At 66.0% G+C, this 22790-nt stretch carries 22 protein-coding genes; 14 read left to right on the top strand and 8 right to left on the bottom strand.

All coding sequences use genetic code 11. The features are described from left to right. Nucleotides 1–19 precede the first annotated feature (19 nt). Entirely contained in the window at nt 20–235 is a 216-nt protein-coding gene (locus tag IB229_RS10275) for a DUF1161 domain-containing protein (RefSeq protein ID WP_225579110.1), read from the bottom strand. A 252-nt stretch (nt 236–487) separates the two neighbouring features. After that, nucleotides 488–1561: an aminopeptidase gene (locus IB229_RS10270; protein ID WP_192327886.1), complete on the bottom strand. Its 1074-nt coding sequence runs from the start codon at nt 1559–1561 to the stop codon at nt 488–490. Nucleotides 1562–1680: 119 nt separating this feature from the next. On the opposite strand from IB229_RS10270, the gene IB229_RS10265 reads away from it, so the two are divergent. After that, nucleotides 1681–2094, top strand: coding sequence for a hypothetical protein (locus IB229_RS10265; RefSeq protein WP_192327883.1), 414 nt, complete (start codon nt 1681–1683; stop codon nt 2092–2094). A 40-nt stretch (nt 2095–2134) separates the two neighbouring features. Next, nucleotides 2135–2551, top strand: a complete 417-nt coding sequence (locus IB229_RS10260; protein WP_192327880.1) for a hypothetical protein — start codon at nt 2135–2137, stop codon at nt 2549–2551. 224 nt (nt 2552–2775) lie between these two features. Here the strand turns inward: IB229_RS10260 and IB229_RS10255 are convergent, their stop codons facing one another. The 4 genes from IB229_RS10255 to IB229_RS10240 all read right to left on the bottom strand — a co-directional run bounded on the left by IB229_RS10255 (nt 2776) and on the right by IB229_RS10240 (nt 4993). Further along, on the bottom strand, nt 2776–3201 hold the full coding sequence (locus IB229_RS10255) for an OsmC family protein (RefSeq protein WP_318652106.1): 426 nt from the start codon (nt 3199–3201) through the stop codon (nt 2776–2778). Nucleotides 3202–3289: 88 nt separating this feature from the next. After that, a complete protein-coding gene (locus tag IB229_RS10250) occupies nt 3290–4285 on the bottom strand; it encodes an LLM class flavin-dependent oxidoreductase (protein WP_192327874.1) in 996 nt (331 codons plus the stop codon). A gap of 137 nt (nt 4286–4422) precedes the next feature. Continuing rightward, the gene (locus IB229_RS10245; RefSeq protein ID WP_192327871.1) at nt 4423–4647 is read right to left on the bottom strand and encodes a DUF1161 domain-containing protein; all 225 of its coding nucleotides are present in this window, start codon (nt 4645–4647) and stop codon (nt 4423–4425) included. Nucleotides 4648–4777: 130 nt separating this feature from the next. Further along, nucleotides 4778–4993 carry a dodecin gene (locus IB229_RS10240; RefSeq protein WP_192327868.1) on the bottom strand — a complete coding sequence of 72 codons (216 nt, stop codon included), beginning with the start codon at nt 4991–4993 and terminating at the stop codon, nt 4778–4780. Nucleotides 4994–5132: 139 nt separating this feature from the next. Here IB229_RS10240 and IB229_RS10235 point away from each other — a divergent pair, with 139 nt between their 5' ends. The 10 genes from IB229_RS10235 (at nt 5133) to IB229_RS10190 (ending at nt 18703) form a co-directional block, all read left to right on the top strand. Next, nucleotides 5133–5468, top strand: a complete 336-nt coding sequence (locus IB229_RS10235; RefSeq protein ID WP_192327865.1) for a DUF883 family protein — start codon at nt 5133–5135, stop codon at nt 5466–5468. 144 nt (nt 5469–5612) lie between these two features. Continuing rightward, nucleotides 5613–6119 (top strand): sigma-70 family RNA polymerase sigma factor, encoded by a 507-nt coding sequence (locus tag IB229_RS10230; protein WP_192327862.1) that lies wholly within the window; start codon nt 5613–5615, stop codon nt 6117–6119. Further along, nucleotides 6116–7084, top strand: coding sequence for a FecR domain-containing protein (locus tag IB229_RS10225; protein WP_192327859.1), 969 nt, complete (start codon nt 6116–6118; stop codon nt 7082–7084). The genes IB229_RS10230 and IB229_RS10225 overlap by 4 nt, the downstream gene beginning before the upstream one ends. Nucleotides 7085–7204: 120 nt before the next feature. After that, nucleotides 7205–9625: a TonB-dependent siderophore receptor gene (locus IB229_RS10220; RefSeq protein WP_192327856.1), complete on the top strand. Its 2421-nt coding sequence runs from the start codon at nt 7205–7207 to the stop codon at nt 9623–9625. 310 nt (nt 9626–9935) lie between these two features. Continuing rightward, a complete protein-coding gene (locus IB229_RS10215) occupies nt 9936–10454 on the top strand; it encodes a sigma-70 family RNA polymerase sigma factor (protein WP_192327853.1) in 519 nt (172 codons plus the stop codon). Continuing rightward, on the top strand, nt 10451–11416 hold the full coding sequence (locus IB229_RS10210; RefSeq protein ID WP_192327850.1) for a FecR domain-containing protein: 966 nt from the start codon (nt 10451–10453) through the stop codon (nt 11414–11416). The genes IB229_RS10215 and IB229_RS10210 overlap by 4 nt, the downstream gene beginning before the upstream one ends. Nucleotides 11417–11776: 360 nt before the next feature. After that, nucleotides 11777–14254 carry a TonB-dependent siderophore receptor gene (locus IB229_RS10205; protein ID WP_225578946.1) on the top strand — a complete coding sequence of 826 codons (2478 nt, stop codon included), beginning with the start codon at nt 11777–11779 and terminating at the stop codon, nt 14252–14254. Nucleotides 14255–14549: 295 nt separating this feature from the next. Further along, nucleotides 14550–15062, top strand: coding sequence for a sigma-70 family RNA polymerase sigma factor (locus IB229_RS10200; protein ID WP_192327847.1), 513 nt, complete (start codon nt 14550–14552; stop codon nt 15060–15062). After that, nucleotides 15059–15985, top strand: a complete 927-nt coding sequence (locus IB229_RS10195; RefSeq protein WP_192327845.1) for a FecR domain-containing protein — start codon at nt 15059–15061, stop codon at nt 15983–15985. Before IB229_RS10200 ends, IB229_RS10195 begins: the two co-directional genes overlap by 4 nt. 306 nt (nt 15986–16291) lie before the next feature. After that, on the top strand, nt 16292–18703 hold the full coding sequence (locus IB229_RS10190; RefSeq protein ID WP_192327841.1) for a TonB-dependent siderophore receptor: 2412 nt from the start codon (nt 16292–16294) through the stop codon (nt 18701–18703). 261 nt (nt 18704–18964) lie between these two features. On the opposite strand, the gene IB229_RS10185 is transcribed toward IB229_RS10190, so the two are convergent. Beyond that, nucleotides 18965–19849 carry a LysR family transcriptional regulator gene (locus IB229_RS10185; protein WP_192327838.1) on the bottom strand — a complete coding sequence of 295 codons (885 nt, stop codon included), beginning with the start codon at nt 19847–19849 and terminating at the stop codon, nt 18965–18967. Nucleotides 19850–19851: 2 nt separating this feature from the next. Then, nucleotides 19852–20520: a DUF3592 domain-containing protein gene (locus tag IB229_RS10180; protein WP_192327836.1), complete on the bottom strand. Its 669-nt coding sequence runs from the start codon at nt 20518–20520 to the stop codon at nt 19852–19854. Nucleotides 20521–20654: 134 nt separating this feature from the next. Between IB229_RS10180 and trpB the strand changes: the two genes are divergently transcribed. Both trpB and trpA read left to right on the top strand, forming a co-directional pair. Next, the gene (gene trpB / locus IB229_RS10175; protein ID WP_192327833.1) at nt 20655–21878 is read left to right on the top strand and encodes a tryptophan synthase subunit beta; all 1224 of its coding nucleotides are present in this window, start codon (nt 20655–20657) and stop codon (nt 21876–21878) included. After that, a complete protein-coding gene (gene trpA, locus IB229_RS10170; protein WP_192327830.1) occupies nt 21875–22684 on the top strand; it encodes a tryptophan synthase subunit alpha in 810 nt (269 codons plus the stop codon). The genes trpB and trpA overlap by 4 nt, the downstream gene beginning before the upstream one ends. The last annotated feature ends 106 nt before the right edge of the window (nt 22685–22790 follow it).

Raw genomic sequence — 22790 nt, 5'->3', positions numbered from 1 at the left:
GCCTTAGCCGTTCTTCTGCTCAACCGTTCTTCTGGTAGATGATCTTGCGCGTGCCGTTGGCGCAGCTGCCGACCACCATGTTGTCGTCCTCGACCTCGTCGTTGGCGACGATCTCCAGGGTGTAGCTGGCCACGCCGGCGGCCTGCACCTTCACCTCGATCTCCTGCTTGAGTGCCTCGCAGGACTTCGGCGCCGCCAGCGTCGCACCGCTGAGCAGGCCGAGCGCCACGGCCATCGCCACCCGGCCGCTGATCATCCTCGTCGTGTTCATCGCCCACCTCCACTGTTTTGCGCATACCGCCTGATTGAGACCGAGCCGGCGCGCGGCAAGTTCTGCGCGAGTCCAAGAGCCTGTTCACGATCTTCTGAACTAGCGCCAAACGAGGGCTAGGCGCCCCCGCAAAAATGGCCGAGGAACGCACTGGGCTCGCATCCGAGGCCGTTTTTAACGCTGTTTGGCCGACGGGCAGGAGATCGTGAACAGGTTCTAACGGGCATTCAGGCGTTGCAGAGCCTGCAGCCGCGCCTCCGGTGCCAGCCGCCCCAGCTGTTCGGCGCGAGCGTAGAAGGCCGGCCAGTCGCCCTCGACCTCGCGGAACAGCGCAGCGAAGGCCGGTACCCACTGGTCATAGAGGCCGAAGGGCAACAGCTTGGCGTTGTTCAGGGGCGCGTTGATCCAGGCGTCGTAGCGCCGGTCGCCCTGCCACTGGCCGTCGCGCAGCTGGCGGTATTCGGCACGCAGGCGTTCGAACTCGGCGGCCTTGGCCGCACGCTTGTGGGCGTCGTCGAGCGGGCCGTCGTAGAGCTGTTGCAGGCGCTCGCGGCTGGCCAGGATCAGCGCGGTGAACTGCCGCCGTTGCTGCTCGCCACCGGCATCCGTTTCGGCGAGCCCCTGGCTGGCACGCCACTGCTGCAGGCCCTGCTCCTCGACGAAGCTGGCGAAGGACTCGTTGAAGGCGGTGTCGTCCTGCACGTACAGACGCTGGTGGGCCAGCTCATGGAAGATCAACGCGGCCAGGCGCTGGTCGTCCCAGCGCAGCATGGTGCTGAGCAGCGGGTCATCGAACCAGCCGAGGGTCGAATAGGCTTCGACACCACCGACGTAGGTGTCCAGCCCCTGCCGCTGCAACAACGCCGCCGCGCCGCGCGCACGACCGAGGGCGTAGTAGCCGCGGTAGGCGACGCAACCGGCGATGGGGAAGCAATGGGTCTGCGGCGCCAGGGAGAGTTCAGGGGTGGCGAACACGTTCCACACCACGTAGGGACGCTGCAACGGGGCGTACACCCGGTAGCTGCCGTTGTCGGGCAGGGCCAGGTGGCTGCTGGCGAAACGCCGGGCCAGCTGCGTCTGCTGCAGACGGCGTTGCAGGGCGGGGTCCTGCGCCGGATCGGCGAGCAGGTCGGCCACCGGCTGGCGGGCACGGAGCAGGTCGAGATGGCCGCGACCGAGCTGCGCGTAGTACTCCAGCGAGGCGCAACCGCTCAGCAGCGCGGCGAGCAGCAGGGGAACCGAGGCGCGCCGGGTGCGGTCGAGTAAGGCGATGAGAGAGGGCGGCAACATGGCCATGAGCCTATGGCATCGCCCCCTGTTCGCGCTACCGCGCTGCATCGCGCGCCCTCGTCACGCACCGTCCGGGCAGAGCCCGCCCGGTTGTTTTCCTGCCGCACCGAGGAGCCACCATGACCCGTTCGCCCCTGCTCTGCCTGCCGCTTCTGCTCAGCGGCTGCAGCCTGCTGCCCAGCCACGACCCGAGCCAGGCCTGGATCGACCTCACCAGCCAGGAGCACGAAGCGCTGCAGGCCACGCAGGTGGACGAGAAGGAACTGGAGGATGATCGCTATTTCCAGATCAGCCCGGGCAAGCACGAGCTGGAGGTGCGCTTCAGCTTCGAGGTCGACCCGAGCAACATCGGCCCGGACAGCCAGGCGCTGCCGCGCACCTGCCTGCTGACCCTCGACTACGACGCCTTCACCGCTGGCGAACGCTATCGCCTGCAGGCCGGCAGCCGCGGCTTCCGCCCCTGGGCGCAGCTGTACAACGCCCGCGGCGAGCGTCTGGCACGAGCCCGCGAGGGGCGCTGCGGGGAGGTCTGATCAGGGTTATGCTGACGTCATCATTTTCGAGGACCCCGCCATGCGCGCCTTGCTGCTGCTTTCGCTGCTGACCCTGGGTGCCTGCGCCAGCACGCCGCCACCAGAGCCCGACCCGCAACAGGCTTGGGTCACCCTGGCGACCGAGCCGGGTGACAGCCTCACCGCCCATGAACTGGACGGCACGCGCCTGAGCGACGGGCGCTATTTTCAGGTGCCCGCAGGCGAACACAGCCTGCAAGTGCGTTACCGCTTCGAGCGTACCGTGGCCGGCAACCCGATGAGCATGGAAGCCACCGAGATCACCTGTTTCCTGCGCGTGCGCTATACCGGTTTCGCTGCCGGCCAGCGCTACCGTTTCGAAGCCCGACCACTGGCGGCAAAAGCCCAGGGCTGGCTGTACGACGAGCAGCGCCAGGCTGTCGCCCGCGCCAACGTGCTGCGCTGCGGGCCGTACTGACACCACGGCACCACCGCAATGCGCATGGAGGGTGACGTGCAGGTACAAACCCGCAGGGCGGAATAGACGCCAACACCAGACCATCGGCTACCGAACCGAATGCGCCGGCAGGCCTCTGGCGGGTGAGGTGACACCCAGCCAATGCCGGCGCTTGCCTGCACGGAAACGGCGTCACTAGCACCCGACGAAATCATGACGGCTGGCAACCAGCCGTCACCTGGGGCTCAGCTTTCCAGCGAAGCCTGCAGGGTGATCTCGGCGTTGAGCAGCTTGGACACCGGACAACCGGTCTTCGCCGCTTCCACGGCCTGCTCGAACTTGGCGCGGTCGGCGCCGGGGATCTTGGCCTTGAGGGTCAGATTGACGGCGGTGATGGTGAAGCCGCTGTCGTCCTTCTCCAGCACCACTTCGGCCTGGGTGTCGATGCTCTCGGCGGTCATGCCCGCCTCGCCCAGCTGCAGCGACAACGCCATGGAGAAACAGCCGGCATGCGCCGCACCGATCAGCTCTTCCGGGTTGGTCCCCGGTTGGCCCTCGAAGCGCGTGTTGAAGCCGTAGGGGTTGGCCTTGAGGGCGCCGCTCTGGGTCGAGATGGTGCCCTTGCCGTCCTTGATGCCGCCTTGCCAGTGCGCCGATGCCGTCTTCTTGATTGCCGCCATGATGCGTCTCCTCGATGGGGGGTGGTCTAGTTCAGAGAGACCACGGCGGCACAAGTTCGACCCGTATTCGGTTGGTGGCTCAGCGCAAGCCGGCAAGGATCTCGAAGCTGCGCAGGCGATCTGCCGATTCGTAGACGTCGCAGGTGAAAATCAGCTCGTCGGCCTGGGTCTGCTCCAGCAGCACGTCCAGCCGCGCGCGGACCTTCTCCGGCCCCCCGATCACCGCCAGGCCGAGGAAGTCGCCCACCGCCTGCTGCTCGTGCGGCTGCCAGCGGCCGACCATCGACGCCACCGGCGGGCGCAGCACCAGGCTCTCGCCACGCATCAGGGCGAGCACGCGCTGGTATACGCTGGTGGCGAGGAATTCGGCCTCCTCGTCGGTGGGCGCGGCAATCAGCGGTACGCCGATCATCACGTAGGGCTTGTCGAGCACCGCCGAGGGCTGGAAGTTGTCGCGGTAGATACGGATCGCCTGGTGCAGGTAGCGCGGCGCAAAGTGCGAGGCAAAGGCGTAGGGCAAGCCCTTCTGCGCGGCCAGCTGGGCACTGAACAGGCTGGACCCGAGCAGCCAGATCGGCACGTTGGTATCGGCGCCGGGCATGGCGATCACCCGCTGGCCAGGCTGACGCGGGCCGAGCAGGGCCTGCAGTTCCTCGACATCCTGGGGAAAGTCGTCGGCGCTGCCCAGGCGATCACGGCGCAAGGCACGCGCGGTGGCCTGATCGGCGCCTGGTGCTCGGCCCAGGCCCAGCTCGATGCGCCCGGGGTACAGGCTGGCCAGGGTGCCGAACTGTTCGGCCACCACCAGCGGTGCATGGTTGGGCAGCATGATGCCGCCGGAGCCGAGGCGCAGGGTGCTGGTATTGGCCGCCAGGTAGCCCAGCAGCACGGCGGTGGCGGAACTGGCGATGCCGTCCATGTTGTGGTGCTCGGCGACCCAGTAGCGCGAGAAACCCAGGCGTTCGACGTGCTGCGCCAGGGCCAGGGAATTGTGCATGGCCTGCGCCGGGCTGCCGTCGTCGCGAATCGGCGCCAGGTCGAGCACGGCGAGTGGAGTAGTGGCCAATCGAGTCATACAGCCTCCTCAGGTTGATCACCTGTATCTGGGGACAGTCGCGGCAAACACAATCCTGACCACTCGAATCGGTTCATGCCACGGATCGACGGGCAGAAAAAAGCCGGCAGGCGCCGGCTTTTTCAGGATCTCGTCACTCAGCCGCGCTGGTAGACGATTTCCTTGCTTCCCGCTTCGCAGCTGCCGACCACGGTCTTGTCGGTGACGCTGCCCTTGTCGACGACCTCCAGGGTGTAGGCGGCGACGCCCTTGTCCTTGAGTTTGGCGTCGATCTCGGCCTTCAGTTCGTCACACGGCTTGCCCGCGGCAAGGGCGGAACCGGCGAGGGAAAACAGGGTTGCTGCCAACAGCAGTCGTTTCATGGTTAACGCTCCTTCGTATGCAATGGAAAAACTCAAACAAGGCAGAACACGGGCCAGCGGCCCTGGGGTTGAATGCGCGTACGATCCTCTTGCAACTACGCCGCAACACGCCTTGCACCAGCGAATCGCCTTAGCTGTCGCCGATGCGGAAGCCGACTTTCAAGGTCACCTGATAGTGGCCAACCTTGCCGTCGACGATATGCCCACGGGTCTCCACGACTTCAAACCATTCGAGGTTGCGCACCGATTTGGCGGCTTCGGCCAGCGCATTGCTGACGGCGTCCTCGATGCTGGTTTTCGACGATCCGACCAGGTCGATGAGCTTGTAAGTGTGATGGTCCGACATTGCAATTCTCCTCAGTCAACTGAACAGGGTGCTCGTCCTCTTGAGTCACGCAGGCCGACGGATTAGTTCAGATTAGCTGCACTTCCTGCACCTGGCGCAGTCGGACCTTTTACCTTCACTCGGCTAAAGGAGCCCGCTCATGGCCTTTTTCACTTCGCACAAAGCGCACCAGAAAGCCCTGCACAGCATTGAAACCGAGATCGAACACCTGATTCGCAGCCTCGACACGCTGAAAGGCGAACTGGGCGAAGAGTCCAGCAAATCCCTGCGCGGCCTGCGCAGCGGTGCCGAACGCGCCCTCGGCCACTCCCGCGCCCTGCTCGGCGAGGCCTATGAAGAAGTCCGCGAGCGCACCCTGCAGGCCGGCGCGGCCACCCGCGACTACAGCCGCGAGCATCCGGTGGCCACCGCCAGCATCGTGGCCCTCGGTGTTGCCGCCGTCGCCGGCTGGCTGCTGCTGCGCGACCACGAGTAAACCCGGCAGGCAGCGCCCGAGCGGGCGTTGCCTCACCTCTCCAATCTGCCGCCGACCCGCGCCAGCGTCGACGGTCGATTGCTGCTGTGGGCGATACCTCTGTAAGATGAGAACGATTCATATCTAGCAGTTGGAATTACCCGCGTGGCCATTCCGTCGAGCAGCAAGCTCGGTTTCTTCTTCAGCGACCACCATCGTTGGCTCCTGCAGCACGTGCAGCGCCGCCTGCGTAGCCGTGCGGATGCCGAAGACACCGCCGCGGAAACCTTCTGCCAGCTGCTCGCCTCACGCGTCGACCCGGACAGCATCGAACAACCGCGGGCCTACCTCTCGACCATCGCGCGCCGGTTGATCTTCGACCGCCATCGCCGCCGCCAGCTGGAACTCGCCTACCTCGAACGCCTCGCCGCGCTGCCGGAACAGCTGGCGCCATCGCCGGAAGAACAGGCGCTGCTGGTCGAAGCCATCGCCGCCATCGACCGCAGCCTCGCCGGCCTGCCGCTGGTGGTGAAGACCGCGTTCCTCTACAGCCAGCTCGACGGCCTCAGCTATGTGGAGATCGCCCGGCGCCTGGACCTCTCCGAACGCACCGTCAGCCGCTACATGAAGCAGGCCCTGCGCCAGTGCTACCTCAGCGGGGCCACGCCATGAGCGCCAGCCTCGACCGCGCCAGCGAAGAAGCCATCGACTGGATGGTGCGCCTGCGTGCCGGGCACATCGAGCCGCAGCAGCAGGCACGCTTCGAGCGCTGGCTGGCCAGTGACCCGAGCCACGCCGACGCCTGGGCTCGTCTGCAGGAGCGCCTCGGCGGCCACTACGACACCCTGCGCAACCTGGAGCGTCGCGCCCCCGGCCAGGCCGGCGAGGCACGCAAGGTGCTGCTGCAACCGGCCACCTCGCGCCGCGACGTGCTGCGCGGCCTGGTCGGCGTCGGTCTGTTCGGCGGCGGCCTGTGGCTCGCCGCGCGCAGCCAGCCGGGCCAGGCGCTGCTCGCCGACCTGCACACCGGCAACCAGCGCGGCCGCTTCACCCTCGCCGATGGCAGCCAGCTGAGCCTGAATGCCGGCAGCGCGGTCGACCTCGACTTCGATGCCAGCCGCCGCCTGCTGCACCTGCGCCACGGCGAACTGGTGGTGCAGGTCGCACCGGATGCCGCACGACCGTTCATCGTGCGCAGCGCCCAGGGGGACATCCGCGCACTGGGCACGCGCTTCCTGGTGCGCCAGGACGAACAGGCAACACGCGTGGTGGTGCTCGAACACGCGGTGCGCCTGAGTCTGCGCAGTGGCGCCAGCAGCGCCGATCTGCAGCAGGGTGACGCCGCTCTACTGCACCCGGCGCGCATCGAACTGCTCGGCAGCGGCCAGCTGCACCGCGCCGACTGGCTCGACGGCCGTCTGAGCGTGCTCGACGAGCCGCTGGGCAGCGTGATCGACGCGCTGCGCCCCTACCAGCCGGGGCTGATCCGCGTCGCCCCGGCGGTGCGCGATCTGCGCGTGCAGGGCGTGTTCCTCCTCGACGACCCGCAGCGCACGCTCACCGCTCTGGCAGAAACCCTGCCGATCCGCGTCGAGCGCTATGGCCCGTGGCTGACCCTGCTCGGCCCACGGGAGTGAGTCGCGGGCTCTGCGGCGGGTCGCGAAAAATATTTATGAAAATTATTCCCATCCGTGTCCGGTTTTCATTTCTCATCCCACCTATCTCCTGATATCGCCCACTTACTCAGGAGAAACCTCGTGTCCAAACCCTGGCCCCGCGCCATTGCCATCGCCGTAGCGCTCGCCGCCAGCGGCCCGCTCGGCTACGTCTACGCCCAGCCTGCCGCGCAGCAGCAGGTGCTCGAATTCAACCTGCCGGCCGACAGCCTGGGCGTGACGCTGAATGCCATCGCCAGCCAGAGCGGCCAGGTGGTATCGCTGGAGCCGGTACTGGTGAAGGGCAAGCAGGCACCGGCGATTCGCGGCAGCATGACCGCCATCCAGGCCATGCAGCGCGCGCTGGAAGGCAGCGGCCTGGAGCTGCGCACCACCGAGAGTGGCAACTTCAGCGTGCAGCCCGCCAGCGCAGGTGATGGCTCACTGGAGCTGGGCGCCACCAGCGTCAATGCCGACCTGCAAGGCGCCACCACCGAAGGCAGCGGCTCCTACGCCGCCCGCGCAGTGACCATCGGCAAGGGCACGCATACGCTCAAGGAAATTCCCCAGTCGGTCACCGTGATCACCCGCCAGCAGCTGGACGATCAGGACATCACCGACCTGCGTGACGCGGTCAACCACACCACCGGCCTGGTCGGCGCCACCGGCATCGGCCCGGGCATGGTGATTTCCTCGCGCGGCTTCCAGATCGACGACTGGCAGTACGACGGCGTGCCGGTCCCGCGCAACTTCTATGTACTGGGTAACTGGGCGACCCAGGACCTGGTGTTCTTTGACCGCGTGGAAATCCTCCGAGGTGCCGCCGGCCTGCTGCAGGGCGCCGGCAGCCCCGGCGGGGCGATCAACCTGGTGCGCAAGCGCGGTCAGATGGCGCCGACCGTCAGCCTTACCGGCAAGGCCGGCTCGTGGGACCGCTACGGCCTGCAGGCCGATGCCGGCGGCCCGCTGAACGACAGCGGCAGCATCCGCGGGCGCATGGTGGTCGACCAGGACGACAGCCACTCCTTCACCGACTACGCGTGGAGCAAGACCACCTCACTGTACGGCTCGCTGGACGTCGACCTCAGCCCGGACACCACCCTGGGCATCGGCATGAGCAACTCCGACCTCGACTCGCGGCCGATGGTGCGCGGCCTGCCGCGTTACCCGGACGGCAGCGACATCGGCTTCTCGCGCTCGACCTACAGCGGCGCCAGCTGGAACCGCAACGACATCGAGCAGACCACCGTCTACCTCGACCTCGAACACCGCTTCGACGACAACTGGCGCGTCAAGGCCTCGGCCCTGCGCATGAACGAGCACAACGACTCGGTCCACCAGCGCATGCACGGTGATGTCGCCGCTGACGGCAGCGGCCTGAACTTCGCCGACTGGATCACCAACTTCGAGTCGAAAAAGCTCGGCCTGGACATGTACCTCAACGGCACGTTCGAGGCCTTGTCCCTGGAGCAGGAAATCACCGTCGGCGGCAACTACTCCAAGTACACCTCGAACGACTTCTACGCGCGGCGCTTCGTGGCGGGCGGCAATATCTTCGACATCGACCACCACCGCCCCGAGCCGACCCTGGCGGACATCCTCGCCTCGCCAGGCGGCCGCGCCACCAATGCCGCCTACGACGTGCGCCAGAAGGGCCTGTACGGCAGCTGGCGGGTGAAGCTGGCCGAACCGCTGACCGCCGTCATCGGCGGCCGTGTGAGCTGGTACGACTACGCCTACATGCTGCCCGACGACGACTACAAGGACAGCATGAGCGAGACCGGCGAGGTCACCCCCTACGTCGGCCTGGTCTACGACCTGACCCGCGAGTGGGCGGTCTACGCCAGCTACACCGACGTGTTCGAACCGCAGAGCGGGCGCACCGCGCAGCAGCAGATGCTCGAACCGGTGATCGGCAGCAACTATGAAGTGGGCCTCAAGGGCGAACTGCTCGACGGCCGGGTCAACACCTCGCTGGCGCTGTTCCGCTACGACCAAAAGAACCGTGCAGTGACTGACGAAGCCTCGGGTTACGCCTGTGACGGCTGGTACTGCTCGACGACCTCCGGCAAGGTGCGCAGCCAGGGCCTGGAAGCCGAGATCAGCGGTGAAGTGCTGACCGACCTGCAACTGTTCGCCGGTTACACCTACAACACCACCAAGTTCATCGACGATCCGGAAAACGAGGGCAGCATCTACAGCCAGTGGACGCCCAAGCACATGCTGCGCATGTGGGCCGACTACCAGCTGCCGGGCGATTGGAACCGCGTCAGCGTCGGTGGCGGCTTCACGTCGCAGAGCCATACCGTCAGTTTCGACCGTGAGTTCGACGTACCCGGCTTCACCGTGTGGAGCGCGCGCCTGGGCTACGAACTGACCCCGGAGATCGACCTGGCGCTCAACGCCAACAACCTCTTCGACAAGCGCTACTACCTGCCCGGCTTCGCCGCCGTGGACGGCAGCAACAACTTCGGCGACCCGCGCAACCTGATGTTCAGCGTCAAGTACACGCCCGAGTTCTGAGCCCCGCCGTCACCGAACGCCGCAATTGATCGTTCCCACGCTTTGCGTGGGAACGCACCTGAGGACGTTCCGCGTCCGTGGCTCACGAGGCTTCAGGTCGACCGTAGGGTGGGCCGGGCGGCGCTCCGTTTCAGCCCACCATTCCCTCATCTCATCGGTGGGCTGAAGCCCACCCTACTCTCCGTTCCCGAGGCGCTGAGAAGGCGTCGAAACCAAAACGCCCTCTACCTTCGAACCATTCCCAATCCCGCCGCACACCCGTAGACTTGAGACACGTTCTTATTTGCGTCTCATGTTCATGGAGGGGCGAATGTCCACGACATTCCCCGACGTACCGCCCCCGCAGGATCTGCACGATCTCTATCGCGACCACCACGGCTGGCTGCAGGGCTGGCTGCGCAAGCGCCTGGGCGACCGCGAGCGCGCCGCCGACATCGCCCAGGACACCTTCCTGCGTCTGCTGGTGAGCCGGCGCCTGCCGGCATTGGGCGAAGGCCGGCTCTACCTGGCGCAGATCGCGCGCAACCTGGTCATCGACCAGTGGCGCCGCCAGCGCATCGAACAGGCCTACCTCGACAGCTTCGCCGCGCTGCCGGAACCGGAACTGCCCTCGCTGGAAACCCGCGCCATGATCATCGAGACCCTGCTGCAGATCGACGCCATGCTCGACGCCATGCCGGCCAAGGTGCGCGAGGCCTTCCTCCTGTCGCAGTTCGAGGGCCTGACCTACCCGCAGATCGCCGAGCGCCTGCAAGTCAGCGTCAGCTCGGTGCAGAAGTACATGCAGCGCGCGATCACCGCCTGCTACCAGGTGCTGTACGCCGAATGAACCACGCCGACGCCCCAATTGCCCCCGCCATCGTCGAGCAGGCCAGCCACTGGCTGATGCTGCACTGGGGCGGCGAGCTGAATGGCGAACAGCAGCGCCGCTTCGCCGAATGGCAGGCGGCCAACCCCGAGCACAGCCGCGCCTGGCAACGCCTGGAACGCCTGCAGGGCACCCTCGGCGCGGTGCCGACAGACACCGCCCGCCGTGTGCTGCGCGACATGCCGGACGCACGACGGCGGCAGACGCTCAAGCTGCTCGGCAGCCTGCTGCTGATCGGCGGCACGGGCTACCTGGCGCAGTCGCAGCTGCCCTGGCGCGAGGCGCTGGCCGACCTGCGCAGCGGTACCGGCGAGCGTCAGCAGTACACCCTGACGGATGGCAGCCGCCTGAGCCTGAACAGCGCCAGCGCGGTGGACATCCGCTACAGCGCCCACGAGCGGCGTATCCGCCTGCTCGATGGCGAGCTGCTGCTCGACAGCGCGGAGGACCCGGCCCGGCGGCCGCTGATCGTCGAGACCGCTGCCGGTGAAATCCAGGCGCTGGGCACGCGCTTCTCGGTGTACCAGGTCGACGGCGGCAGCCGCGTCGACCTGTTCGCGGGCGAGCTGGAACTGCGTCCGCGGCACGCGCCCGTCACGCGCCTGCAGGCCGGGCAGCAACGCTGGTTCTCCGCCGTGCGCCTGGGCAAAATCGGCCGCGCGGACCCCAACGCCATCGCCTGGAACGACGGTCGCCTGGTGGCCGAGCGCATGCCGCTGGGACGCTTTCTCGCCGAGCTGGCGCGGCACCGCCCTGGCGTGCTGCGCTGCGACCCGGCCGTGGCCGAGCTGCCGCTGACCGGGGTGTTTCCGCTGGCCGACACCGACCGCGTACTGACCGCCCTGCAGCAATCGCTGCCCGTGGATGTCCACAGCCTGACCCGCTACTGGGTCACGGTCGGCCCGCGCGCACGCCTTGCGTAGGAGGGCTGGCGGCGCGCGCGACTATCCATCGTTTTTAGCCATCCGGACGTGCGTGATGGCTACGTTGATCGTTCCCACGCTCCGCGTGGGAATGCCGCCCGTAGCGCTCCGCGCCGCAGACCATCCTCCAGCGCTGGACCTTACGGACGCAGAGCGTCCTCAGCATGCGTTCCCACGCAGAGCGTGGGAACGATCAACAACGATCAACAACCGGCTGTACACCTGCACCTGACAACCCACGCCCACAGCAGCCCAGAAGCCACCCGCAAAAAACTTCACTCTGGCCTTGTCGGTTTTGCCGACTCGTTCGGGATACCCCTTGAAATCAATCAAGAAGCATTCTCAAGAGGATCATCCAGAATGCCGTACCTGCCCACTTCGCACCGTACCCGGCTCCACCTTTCCATTCGCCGCGCGCTGTTCACCGGCCTGCTGGCCGCCAGCCCGCTGCTGATCGCTCCGCAGGCCCAAGCCGCGCCTGCCGCCAGCGAACAGGTGCGCAGCTACGCCATCCCCGCCGGAAACCTCGACCAGGTGCTCAACCGCTTCGCCAGCGAAGCCGGCATCCTGCTCTCGGCAGACTCGCGCCTGACCGCCGGCAAGCACAGCGCCGGGCTCAACGGCAGCTTCGCCGTGGATGAAGGCTTCAGCCGCGTGCTCAGCGGCACCGGCCTGCGCGCCATCAACGCCCAAGGCAACTACGCACTGGAGGTGGCGGTCGACAGCGGCGACTCCCTCGAACTCGGCGCCACCAGCGTCAACGCCACCGGCCTGGGCAGCACCACCGAAGGCACGGGCTCCTACACCACCGGTGCCGTGACCATCGGCAAGACCGCGCAATCCATTCGCGAAACCCCGCAATCGGTCAGCGTGATGACCCGCCAGGTGATGGACGACAAGAACCTCACCAGCCTCGAGCAGGTGATGGCCAAGACTCCGGGCATCACCTTCAGCCAGCGCAACTACGGCGCCCACGTGTTCCAGTCGCGCGGCTTCGTGCTCGGCGAGGAAAGCTACCTGATGGATGGCGTGCCCGGGCAGGCCTACACAGTGACCGGCTGGCTGCCGCCGGACATGGCGATCTACGACCGTGTCGAAGTGCTACGCGGGGCCGCGGGGCTGCTGGTCGGCGCCGGCGATCCGGGCGGCGCAGTCAACCTGGTGCGCAAGCGCCCCACCGCCGAGCCGAAGTTCTCGGTCAGCACCCGCGTCGGCTCCTGGGACAACTATCGCCTGGACCTGGATGGCAGCCGCAAGCTCAACGACGCCGGCACCCTGCGCGGGCGCTTCGTCGCCGCCTACGAGGACAAGGGCTCGTACCTCGACCAGAAGAAATCGAAAACCCCGCTGCTCTACGGCATCGTCGAAGGCGACCTCAGCGACGACACCACGCTGACCTTCAGCCTGCGCCGGCAGACCGGCCGGATCGACGGCTATTCGATCTTCGGCCTGCCGCGCTACAGCAACGGCCAGTCCCTCGACATCTCCCGCTCCACCGCCCTGGTGCAGGATTGGAACCGCCATGAAACGGAGATGAACGAAGCCTTCGTCGAACTCGACCACCGCTTCAACGACGACTGGACCAGCACCACCTCCTTCACCTATTCCGACGGGGGCTTCGAGCAGGACCTGGCCTACGCCCGCGGCGCGATCAACCCGGTGACGCAGGCCGGCTCGACCTTCCGCGGCGTGCAGTTCCGCGAACTCGACGTGACCAGCAAGAGCGTGGACAGCCACGTCGACGGCAGCTTCGAGGCCTTCGGCCTGACTCACCAGGTCACCATCGGCGCCAACTGGTCGCAGCAGAACGTGAACGACAAGATGGCCGACATCTTCTTCTCGGTGGCCGATCGCGTGCCGGTCGACGTGTTCGACGTCAACCACCACGCCTTCGCCAGACCGGCGCGCCCGGCCTGGACCTCGATCACCGACCTGGTGGACGAGCGCTACGGCCTCTACGCCAACACCCGCCTGCACCTGTCCGAGCCGCTGAGCCTGATCCTCGGCGCGCGGGTCAGCTGGTTCGACTATGACTTCGACTACAAGCGCCAGGTCTACAGCAACATCGACGACTACGTCACCAAGGAGACCGGCCAGGTCACGCCATTTGCCGGCCTGATCTACGACATCGACCAGAACTGGTCCTGGTACGCCAGCTACGCCGACATCTTCCAGCCGCAGAGCCGCTACCGTGACGTCAGCGGCGCGGCGCTCAAGCCCGCAGTCGGCGTCAACTACGAAACCGGTATCAAGGGCGAGCTGTTCGACAAACGCCTGAACCTCTCCGCGGCGCTGTTCTACGTGAAGCAGGAAGACGTGATGGCGGAAGATACCGCCAACAGCGGACTGTGCCCGGACAACGACGAGTGGGACACCTGCTACATCAACGGCACCGTGCAGCGCAGTAAGGGGGTCGATCTGGAAGTCAGCGGCGAAGTGCTGCCGGGCCTGCAGATGCTGGCCGGCTACACCTACAACATGACCCGCAGCAGCAGCAGCAGTGGCGGCCCGGTCTCCAGCGATACGCCCAAGCACCTGGCACGGGTGTCGACCAGCTACACCCTGCCGGGCGACTGGAACCGCCTGACCGTCGGCGCCGGTGTTTCCGCGCAGTCGCGCTACGAGAACGAGACCTGGGATGGCTACACCTACGGCGCCGCCGGGCGGGCGATCTGGGATGCGCGCGTGGCGTGGAAGCTCGACCAGAACTGGCAGGTCGCGCTGGTTGGCGAAAACCTGCTCGACCGCAAGTACTACGTAGCCGCCGACGGCACCGACCGGGTCAACCTGTTCGGCGCCCCACGCAGCTACATGCTGACCCTGCGCGGCGACTTCTGATCCGATCGTTCCCGCGCTCCGCGTCCGGTTTGCCCGCACGGACTTCATCTGCCGCGCATGACGCGGAGCGCCATTCGGCGGGGGTCCACACAGAGCGTGGGAACCATCAAAATCTCTTCGTAGGGTGGGCTTCAGCCCACCACTCTGAGCCCGTATCGGTGGGCTAAAACCCACCCTGCGACGAGCAAGCCCGCCGGTTTTTCACCCGCGCCCTTCGCAAGCATTCCCAACCGACCACCCGCACCCGTAGAATTGCGACAAATTCTTATTCGCGAATTTGTCTCCAGGAGTCGGGATGTCCACGCTGTACCCCGATACGTCCCACGCTCAGGTGGATGCGCTCTATCGCCAGCACCACGGCTGGCTGCGTGGCTGGCTGCGCCAGCGCCTGAACTGCTCTGCCGATGCCGCCGACCTGGCGCAGGACACGTTCATTCGCGTGCTGCTGGCGCGCACTGCCGGCTCCCTGCGCGAGCCGCGTCACTACCTGGCGACCATCGCCCGCGGCCTGGTGATCGACCTCTACCGCCGCCGCAGCCTGGAACAGGCTTACCTCGACGCACTGGCCGCGCGTCCCGAGCTGTACGCGCCGTCTGCCGAAACCCGCGTGCTGATCCTCGACAGCCTGATGGCTATCGACCGCCTGCTCGACGGCCTGGGCCCGCGCACACGGGCGATCTTCCTCGCCGTGCAGCTCGACGGGCTCAGCTACGAAAAGGCCGCCGAACGCGTCGGCGTGTCGGTCAGCACCGTGCGCAAGCACTTGGCTCGCGCACTGCTGCACTGCCTGCTGCTGGACGACGCATGAAGGCCGTCCTCAACGATGCTGTGCACTGGTACGTGCGCCTGCACGACAGCAGTGCCAACGACTTCACGCGCGCCCAGTGGCAGACCTGGCTCGCCGCCGACCCGCAGCATGTGCAAGCCTGGGCGCGTATCGAGCAACTGCAGCAGCGCCTGGGCAGTGCACCTGCCGGGCTGGCCAGCGTCACCCTGGAGCAGGCGCGCCAGCAGCGGCGCAGCGCGATCAAGATGCTCGTGCTGCTGGCTGGTGCCGGTGCCGTCGGCTGGCAGGGCTATCGGGTATCGCCGCTGAGTGCCGACTACGCCACCCGCGTTGGCGAGCGTCGGCAGTTGACCCTGGCCGATGGCAGCCGCCTCGACCTCAACACCGACACGCGGGTGGATATTCGCTTCGACGCGACGCAGCGCCTGATCCACCTGCGCCAGGGCGAAGTCCTCATCCACACCGGCAAGGATGCGCGCCCGCTCAGCGTGCAGACCGCCGAAGGCCGCATCCTCGCCCTCGGCACCCGCTTCAGTGTGCGCCAGGAGCCCGGCCTGAGCCGCGTGGTGGTCAGCGAACATGCCGTGCAAGTGCGCCCGCAACTGGCGCCCGAGCAGGTGGTGCGCGTGGATGCCGGGCAGAGCCTGAGCTTTGCCGCCGACCGCTGCGGTGCGCTGCAACCCATGGCCCCGGATGCCCAGGCCTGGACCCGCGGCATGCTGGTGAGCGTGGACTGGCGCCTGGCCGATGTGGTCGCCGAACTCGCGCGCTATCGCCCCGGCTACCTCGGCTGTGCCGAGCAGGTCGGCGAGCTGCGTCTGTCCGGCGCCTTCAACCTCGACGACAGCGAAGCCGCCCTGGCCAGCCTGCAGGACGCCCTGCCGATCCAGCTGCGCCGCCTGACCCGCTACTGGGTGCGCATCGAGCCCAGGCAACACACCTAGGGTGGCCTCTACGGTTAGCGGAAGTGCTCGCGAAACCATCACGCTCTGCAATCCACGCTCCGTACGCGGCGAAACATCGCCTGCTCGATTACGCAGCGCACACCCATTCGTATTGCGTGCTGCATCGACGCTCAGCGTCGCTGCCCCACTCTACACAGCCGTGCCGCTCGGCCTGCCACTGATCGTTCGTCGCTCAGCCCGGCGAGATTTTTTCGCGCCAGGGGTAACAGATTTTTCTCACTGCTTCGGCTCCACCTGCACGCGCGCATCAGACGACGCCCATGCCAACCCAACAGGAGCCCCTTGATGTCCACCCGACCTTCCCCGCTCGCCCGCAGCATCCGTCACGCCGCTCTGGCCCTGAGCCTCTGCGGCTCGGCTCTCGCCACCAGCGCGGCCTGGGCCGAACCGCTGGCCTACAGCATTCCTGCCGGCAGCCTGGCCGCGGCGATCAGCCAGTTCGCCGCCGCCAGCGGCGTGACCATAAGCTTCAGCAGCGAGGAGACCGCCGGCCTGCAATCGCCCGGCCTGCAGGGCAGCTTCGAGCTGGAGCAAGGGTTTGCCCGGCTGTTGCAAGGCAGCGGGCTGCAGGTGCAGCAGGCGGGGGAGAAACGTTACGTGCTGATCAAGCCGCAAGGCGGCAGCGCACTGGAGCTGGGCGCCACCAGCGTCAACGCGGCCGGCCTGGGCGCGACGACCGAGGGCACTGGTTCGTACACCACAGGCGTTACCAACACTGCCACCAAGATGAACCTGTCGATCCGTGAGACACCACAGACGATAAGCGTCGTGACACGTCAGCGCATGGACGATCAGCACTTGGCCAGTGTGACCGATGTGTTGAACCAGACCCCGGGCATCACCATGTCCCAAGATGGCGGTGAGCGCTTCAACATCTATTCCCGCGGCAGCGCCATCGACACGTACCAGTTCGATGGCGTCACTACCAGCCAAGAAAACCAAACGCGCAACATGCCCAGTACCCTGCTGGACATGGTTCTGTATGACCGGGTCGAAATTATCCGCGGTGCCACCGGATTGATGACCGGAGCCGGTGAGCCAGGCGGTGTGATCAACCTGATCCGCAAGAAGCCCACTCGTGAATTCAAGTCCTATATCCAAGGCAGCGTTGGCTCGTGGGACAACTACCGCAGCGAAGCGGATGTCTCTGGCCCGCTGACCGAAAGCGGCGATGTACGCGGTCGCCTGGTCGCTGCCAAACAGGACAATCAGAGCTTCATGGACTGGTACGGGCAGAAACGCGAACTTGCCTACGGGGTCATCGAAACCGACCTGACCGACACCACCCTTGTGCGCTTTGGCATCGACTACCAGAAATACAAATCGACCGGCTCCGCTGGTGTTCCTCTGCTGTACACAAATGGTCAGCAAACTGATTTTTCGCGATCCACCAGCTCCGGTGCGCGCTGGATGTACGACGACTTCGAAACACTGAACTACTCCTTCGCTCTGGAGCAGCAGCTGGGTAATGACTGGACGCTCAAAGTCGCTACCAATTACATGGATGTTGATCGTGATGCCGACCTGGGTTGGTACCGCAGCACATCGGGCTTCAGCTACCTGAACCAGGCGACCGGAGCGGCCAGCGCCGAGCGCGCGAAAATCTCGGCTCACCAGGTGCAGAAAGGGGCGGACGTGAACCTGCAGGGCACCTACGAGCTGCTAGGTCGCGCCCACGAGCTTGTCTTTGGTTACAGCTACGCGGAATACGAAAACAACCACGACTCCCTGTCAGGCGGCATAGCAAGTTTCAACTTCTACACGTGGGACAACCAACTGGCCCGGGGAGCCTATACACCATCCTTGATATTCGATATCAAGACCCGCCAAAGCGGCTATTACATAGCCAACCGTTTCAACCTCACGGATGAGCTGCATCTGCTGTTGGGCGCGCGGGCCTCGAACTACAGCTATGACTCCAGCCTCACCTCGCTGATAGCCAAAACTCATACCCCTAGCAAGATGCGCGCGAGCGGTGAAGTAACCCCCTACGCGGGCTTGGTCTACGACCTGACGCCTGAGCAGTCCGTCTATATCAGCTACACCGACATCTTCAAGCCGCAAACGGCCATGGACAAGGACGGCCAAGTGCTCGATCCAGTGGTCGGCAAGAACTACGAACTGGGCTGGAAAGGCGAATTCTTCAATGGTCGCCTGAATGCCAATGCCGCCATGTTCAGGGTAGAGCGGGACAACTTTGCAGAGCTGGATCCGGGCCAAACGACACCCACTGGAGCCGCTGCCTCACGAGCAGTCGACGGCGCTAAAACCAAAGGCCTTGATCTCGAAATTGCAGGCGAGGTCACTCCGGGCTGGAACGTTCAGACTGGTTACGCCCATACCCGAACTGAGAACGCTGATGGAGAGCGCCTGACCACCCAATTACCCATGGACACCTTCCGGCTCTGGAGTACCTATCGCCTTCCTGGGGATTGGGAAAAACTGACGGTAGGCGGGGGCGTCAACTGGAACTCTGGCAAATCGCTGACCTTCTCCCGCTACAACAACGCCAAGGTGAAGGATGACGACTATGCCGTCGCCGGCCTTATGGCCCGCTACCAGATCAACGAGCACCTCACCTCGACGTTGAACATCAACAACCTTTTCGACAAGAAGTACTACGCCGGTATGGCCGGGAGCTATGGCCACTACGGCGCGCCGCGCAACGCCATGCTGGACCTGCGCTACGACTTCTGAGGCACAGGGGAAAACCTGATCACCGTTACTCCCGCCGGTATCAGCCCAGGATCGCGGCAGCATCTTCGGCGCCCCACGCAGCTACATGCCGACCCTGCGCGGCGACTTCTGATCTGATCGTTCCCACGCTCCGCGTGGGAACGCATTTCAGGACGCTCCGCGTCCGTACAAGCCACACGAAAGCTGCGCCTGACACGAAGCCCACCCTACGACGACACATAAGCCTTCCTGAAGCTCGGCAGAATGCTGGGCCGCAGCGTTCTAGCTCAGCTCGTTGCGCAGCCATTCGGCCAGGCGTTCGGCACGGCGATCCAGGCGCCGCGCCGGCACCCACAGCGCCAGGCGGGCCGAGGTTTCGGCGAAGCCCCAGGGCGCAACCAGGCGCCCGGCCGACAGGTCATCGACCACCAGCTGCTGCGGCGCGATGGCCACGCCGAGGCCGGCAGCCGCCGCTTCGAGGAGGAAATACAAATGCTCGAAGCCCTGCCCCTGCTGCAGCTTGTCCACCTGCAAGCCATACGCTGCCGCCCACTGCGGCCAGGCCTGCGGGCGCGACACGGTGTGCAGCAACGGTTCGCCGAGCAGCGCGCTGGCCGGTGCCCCAGCCAATTCGGCATGCCGGGCATAGCGCGGGCTGAGCACCGCGCCGATGCGTTCGGCCGAAAGTTCGTAGACCTGCATGTCGGCCGGCCACGGCGGCTCGGCGAACAGCAGGGTGGCGTCCACGCCGGGGCGCCGTGGGTCGAGTTCGCCTTCGCTGGCGGACAGCTGCAGGCGCAGCTCCGGCAGGTCGCGGTTGAGGCGGTCCAGACGCGGAATGAACCAGCGCGCCAGCAGGCTGCCGGGGCAGGCCAGCACGAAGGGCGCGTCGTGGGTCTGCCGTTTCAGCTCGCTGCACACCTCACGCAGACGGCCGAAGGCATCGCCGGCGGCATCGCGCAGGCGCACACCGGCGTCGGTGAGCTTGAGGCCGCGGCCATCCTTGACGAACAGCACCACGCCAAGCTGCTCCTCCAGCGCACGGATCTGCCGGCTCACCGCGCCGTGGGTGACGTGCAGCTCGTCCGCCGCGCGGCTGACGCTGAGCAACCGCGCAGCCGCCTCGAAGGCGTGCAGGGCATTGAGCGAGGGCAGCTCCTGGCTCATGCTCAGTCGGCCAGCTGCGGCAGGAAGCTGACATCCATGCTGTAGCGCTTGGGTTTTTGCGGGTCAATCAGTACGCGCATCTGCTTATCCTTGAGGTAAGGGCTGGGGTCGAACCAGAGGTTCTCGCTGGAGAACAGGTGGACCTTCTGCGTCGCCGGGTTATGCCACTGCGCGACGATCTTCCAAGGATGCCGGCCGTTGACGCTGAGCGCCTCGTTGCGCGCCACTTCCATCAGCTCGGCATACACCGGCGTGCCGCTCACACGCAGCTCGGCGGCCCGTCGACGCGCCAGCAGCGGCGGCAGCACGAACAGCGAACCGAGAAGCAGGAACACGCTGCCAATACCACCGACCACCAGGCTGGCAAACCAGTTCTCCATGAACGTGTCGAGGTGCGCCTGGTCCGGCTTGAGCGGCTCGTAGAGCACCGCCACCGACTCACCCACATCGAAGCTCGGCGGGTTGCTGCAGACCCCGGCACGGAATTGCACGGCCTCGCCGCGCTCGGTGGAAAACTCAATGGTAGGGCAGCCACCGCTGACATCCACCACCGTACCCTGCCCGGCGACCATCACCGTCTGCGCCTCCAGGCGAAGCAGCAGTAGACCAATGGCCAGCGCCAGCATCAAGGCACCAATACCCGGAAAAATCCACAACCAGCCCATGCGCATCGGTACACTCCTTGTCCGCCAGATCATTTGATTATTGATCAAAACTCACAGTTACGCGCGCAATAATCGGTTTTTCATCCCGCCTTGCCGCCGTAAACTGGCGCCATTGTCTGACTACCCCACGGATGCCTGCCATGCCTGGTTCACAGAATTCCTACCGCAACGGCCCTGACGCCAACGGCCTGTTCGGCTCGTTTGGCGGCCAGTACGTTGCCGAAACCCTGATGCCGCTGATCCACGACCTGGCCGCCGAATACGAGAAGGCCAAGGCCGACCCGGAATTCGCCAGGGAACTGGCCTACTTCCAGCGCGACTACGTCGGCCGGCCGAGCCCGCTGTACTTCGCCGAGCGCCTGACCGAGCACTGCGGCGGGGCGAAGATCTACCTCAAGCGCGAAGAGCTGAACCACACCGGCGCGCACAAGATCAACAACTGCATTGGCCAGATCCTCCTGGCCAAGCGCATGGGCAAGAAACGCATCATCGCCGAGACCGGCGCCGGCATGCACGGCGTGGCCACCGCCACCGTGGCCGCGCGTTTCGGCATGGAATGCGTGATCTTCATGGGCACCACCGACATCGATCGGCAGCAGGCCAACGTGTTCCGCATGAAGCTGCTGGGCGCCAAGGTGATTCCGGTCACCGCCGGCACCGGCACCCTCAAGGACGCGATGAACGAAGCCCTGCGCGACTGGGTGACCAACGTCCACGACACCTTCTACATCATCGGCACCGTGGCCGGCCCGCACCCGTACCCGGCGATGGTGCGCGACTTCCAGGCGGTGATCGGCAGCGAAACCCGCGACCAGATGCAGGCCCAGGAAGGCCGCCTGCCGGACTCGCTGGTCGCCTGCATCGGCGGCGGTTCCAACGCCATGGGCCTGTTCCACCCGTTCCTCGATGACGCCAGCGTGCAGATCATCGGTGTGGAAGCCGCCGGCCACGGCGTCGAGACCGGCCAGCATGCGGCCAGCCTGAACGGCGGCGTCCCCGGCGTGCTGCACGGCAACCGCACCTACCTGCTGCAGGACGACGACGGTCAGATCACCGACGCCCACTCGATTTCCGCCGGCCTGGATTACCCCGGCATCGGCCCCGAACACGCCTGGTTGTTCGACATCGGCCGCGTCGAGTACACCTCGATCACCGACAAGGAAGCGCTCGCCGCCTTCCACCAGTGCTGCCGCCTGGAAGGCATCATCCCGGCGCTGGAAAGCTCTCACGCCCTGGCCGAAGTGTTCAAGCGCGCACCGAGCCTGCCCAAGGATCATCTGATGGTGGTCAACCTCTCCGGCCGCGGCGACAAGGACATGCAAACCGTCATGCACCACTACGACGAACAGGAAGAACATATATGAGCCGCCTGCAGACGCGCTTCGCCGAGCTGAAACAACAGAACCGCGCCGCCCTGGTGACCTTCGTCACCGCTGGCGACCCCAACTACGACACCTCGCTGGCGATCCTCAAGGGCCTGCCGGCCGCCGGCGCCGACGTGATCGAGCTGGGCATGCCGTTCACCGACCCGATGGCCGACGGCCCGGCCATCCAGCTGGCCAACATTCGCGCCCTGGCGGCCAAGCAGAACCTGGTGAAAACCCTGCAGATGGTCCGCGAGTTCCGCAAGGACGAGCAGGCCACGCCGCTGGTGCTGATGGGCTACTTCAACCCAATCCACAAGTACGGCGTCGAACGCTTCGTGGCAGACGCCAAGGAAGCCGGTGTCGATGGCCTGATCGTGGTCGATCTGCCGCCGGAACATAACGTCGACCTGTGCGACCCGGCCCAGGCTGCGGGCATCGACTTCATCCGCCTGACCACGCCGACCACCGACGACAAGCGCCTGCCGACCGTGCTCAACGGCAGCTCCGGCTTCGTCTATTACGTCTCCGTGGCCGGCGTCACCGGCGCCGGATCGGCGACTCTGGAACACGTACAGGAAGCCGTGGCGCGCCTGCGTCGCCACACCGACCTGCCGATCAGCATCGGCTTCGGCATCCGCACCCCGGAACACGCGGCGACCATCGCCCGCCTGGCCGACGGCGTGGTGGTCGGCTCGGCGCTGATCGACCAGATCGGCAAGGCCGAGAACGACCAGCAGGCCATCGACGGCGTGCTGAGCCTGTGCGCCGCCCTGGCCGAAGGGGTCCGCGGCGCCCGCGCCTGATCCATTGCGCCAACAAAAAGCCGCTGCTTCCGTGAGGAGGCAGCGGCTTTTTCGTGGGCGCCGCGTCTGGTGGATCGGTAAAGCGTGACCCCACCCTACGCCTGCA

This window comes from Pseudomonas sp. PDM14, from assembly GCF_014851905.1.
In the GTDB taxonomy this organism is placed as follows: Bacteria; Pseudomonadota; Gammaproteobacteria; order Pseudomonadales; family Pseudomonadaceae; genus Aquipseudomonas.
This window is presented reverse-complemented; position numbering and strand designations above follow the sequence as displayed.

Excerpts from the sequence above, each read along its gene's own strand:
- IB229_RS10180 (WP_192327836.1), bottom strand. The coding sequence starts at position 20,520 with ATGCGCATGGGCTGGTTGTGGATTTTTCCGGGTATTGGTGCCTTGATG.
- IB229_RS10185 (WP_192327838.1), bottom strand. The coding sequence starts at position 19,849 with ATGAGCCAGGAGCTGCCCTCGCTCAATGCCCTGCACGCCTTCGAGGCG.
- IB229_RS10200 (WP_192327847.1), top strand. The coding sequence starts at position 14,550 with ATGTCCACGCTGTACCCCGATACGTCCCACGCTCAGGTGGATGCGCTC.
- IB229_RS10275 (WP_225579110.1), bottom strand. The coding sequence starts at position 235 with ATGGCCGTGGCGCTCGGCCTGCTCAGCGGTGCGACGCTGGCGGCGCCG.
- IB229_RS10240 (WP_192327868.1), bottom strand. The coding sequence starts at position 4,993 with ATGTCGGACCATCACACTTACAAGCTCATCGACCTGGTCGGATCGTCG.
- IB229_RS10195 (WP_192327845.1), top strand. The coding sequence starts at position 15,059 with ATGAAGGCCGTCCTCAACGATGCTGTGCACTGGTACGTGCGCCTGCAC.
- IB229_RS10245 (WP_192327871.1), bottom strand. The coding sequence starts at position 4,647 with ATGAAACGACTGCTGTTGGCAGCAACCCTGTTTTCCCTCGCCGGTTCC.
- IB229_RS10235 (WP_192327865.1), top strand. The coding sequence starts at position 5,133 with ATGGCCTTTTTCACTTCGCACAAAGCGCACCAGAAAGCCCTGCACAGC.
- trpB (WP_192327833.1), top strand. The coding sequence starts at position 20,655 with ATGCCTGGTTCACAGAATTCCTACCGCAACGGCCCTGACGCCAACGGC.
- IB229_RS10225 (WP_192327859.1), top strand. The coding sequence starts at position 6,116 with ATGAGCGCCAGCCTCGACCGCGCCAGCGAAGAAGCCATCGACTGGATG.
- IB229_RS10270 (WP_192327886.1), bottom strand. The coding sequence starts at position 1,561 with ATGTTGCCGCCCTCTCTCATCGCCTTACTCGACCGCACCCGGCGCGCC.
- IB229_RS10260 (WP_192327880.1), top strand. The coding sequence starts at position 2,135 with ATGCGCGCCTTGCTGCTGCTTTCGCTGCTGACCCTGGGTGCCTGCGCC.
- IB229_RS10205 (WP_225578946.1), top strand. The coding sequence starts at position 11,777 with ATGCCGTACCTGCCCACTTCGCACCGTACCCGGCTCCACCTTTCCATT.
- IB229_RS10210 (WP_192327850.1), top strand. The coding sequence starts at position 10,451 with ATGAACCACGCCGACGCCCCAATTGCCCCCGCCATCGTCGAGCAGGCC.
- IB229_RS10250 (WP_192327874.1), bottom strand. The coding sequence starts at position 4,285 with ATGACTCGATTGGCCACTACTCCACTCGCCGTGCTCGACCTGGCGCCG.
- trpA (WP_192327830.1), top strand. The coding sequence starts at position 21,875 with ATGAGCCGCCTGCAGACGCGCTTCGCCGAGCTGAAACAACAGAACCGC.
- IB229_RS10190 (WP_192327841.1), top strand. The coding sequence starts at position 16,292 with ATGTCCACCCGACCTTCCCCGCTCGCCCGCAGCATCCGTCACGCCGCT.
- IB229_RS10265 (WP_192327883.1), top strand. The coding sequence starts at position 1,681 with ATGACCCGTTCGCCCCTGCTCTGCCTGCCGCTTCTGCTCAGCGGCTGC.
- IB229_RS10215 (WP_192327853.1), top strand. The coding sequence starts at position 9,936 with ATGTCCACGACATTCCCCGACGTACCGCCCCCGCAGGATCTGCACGAT.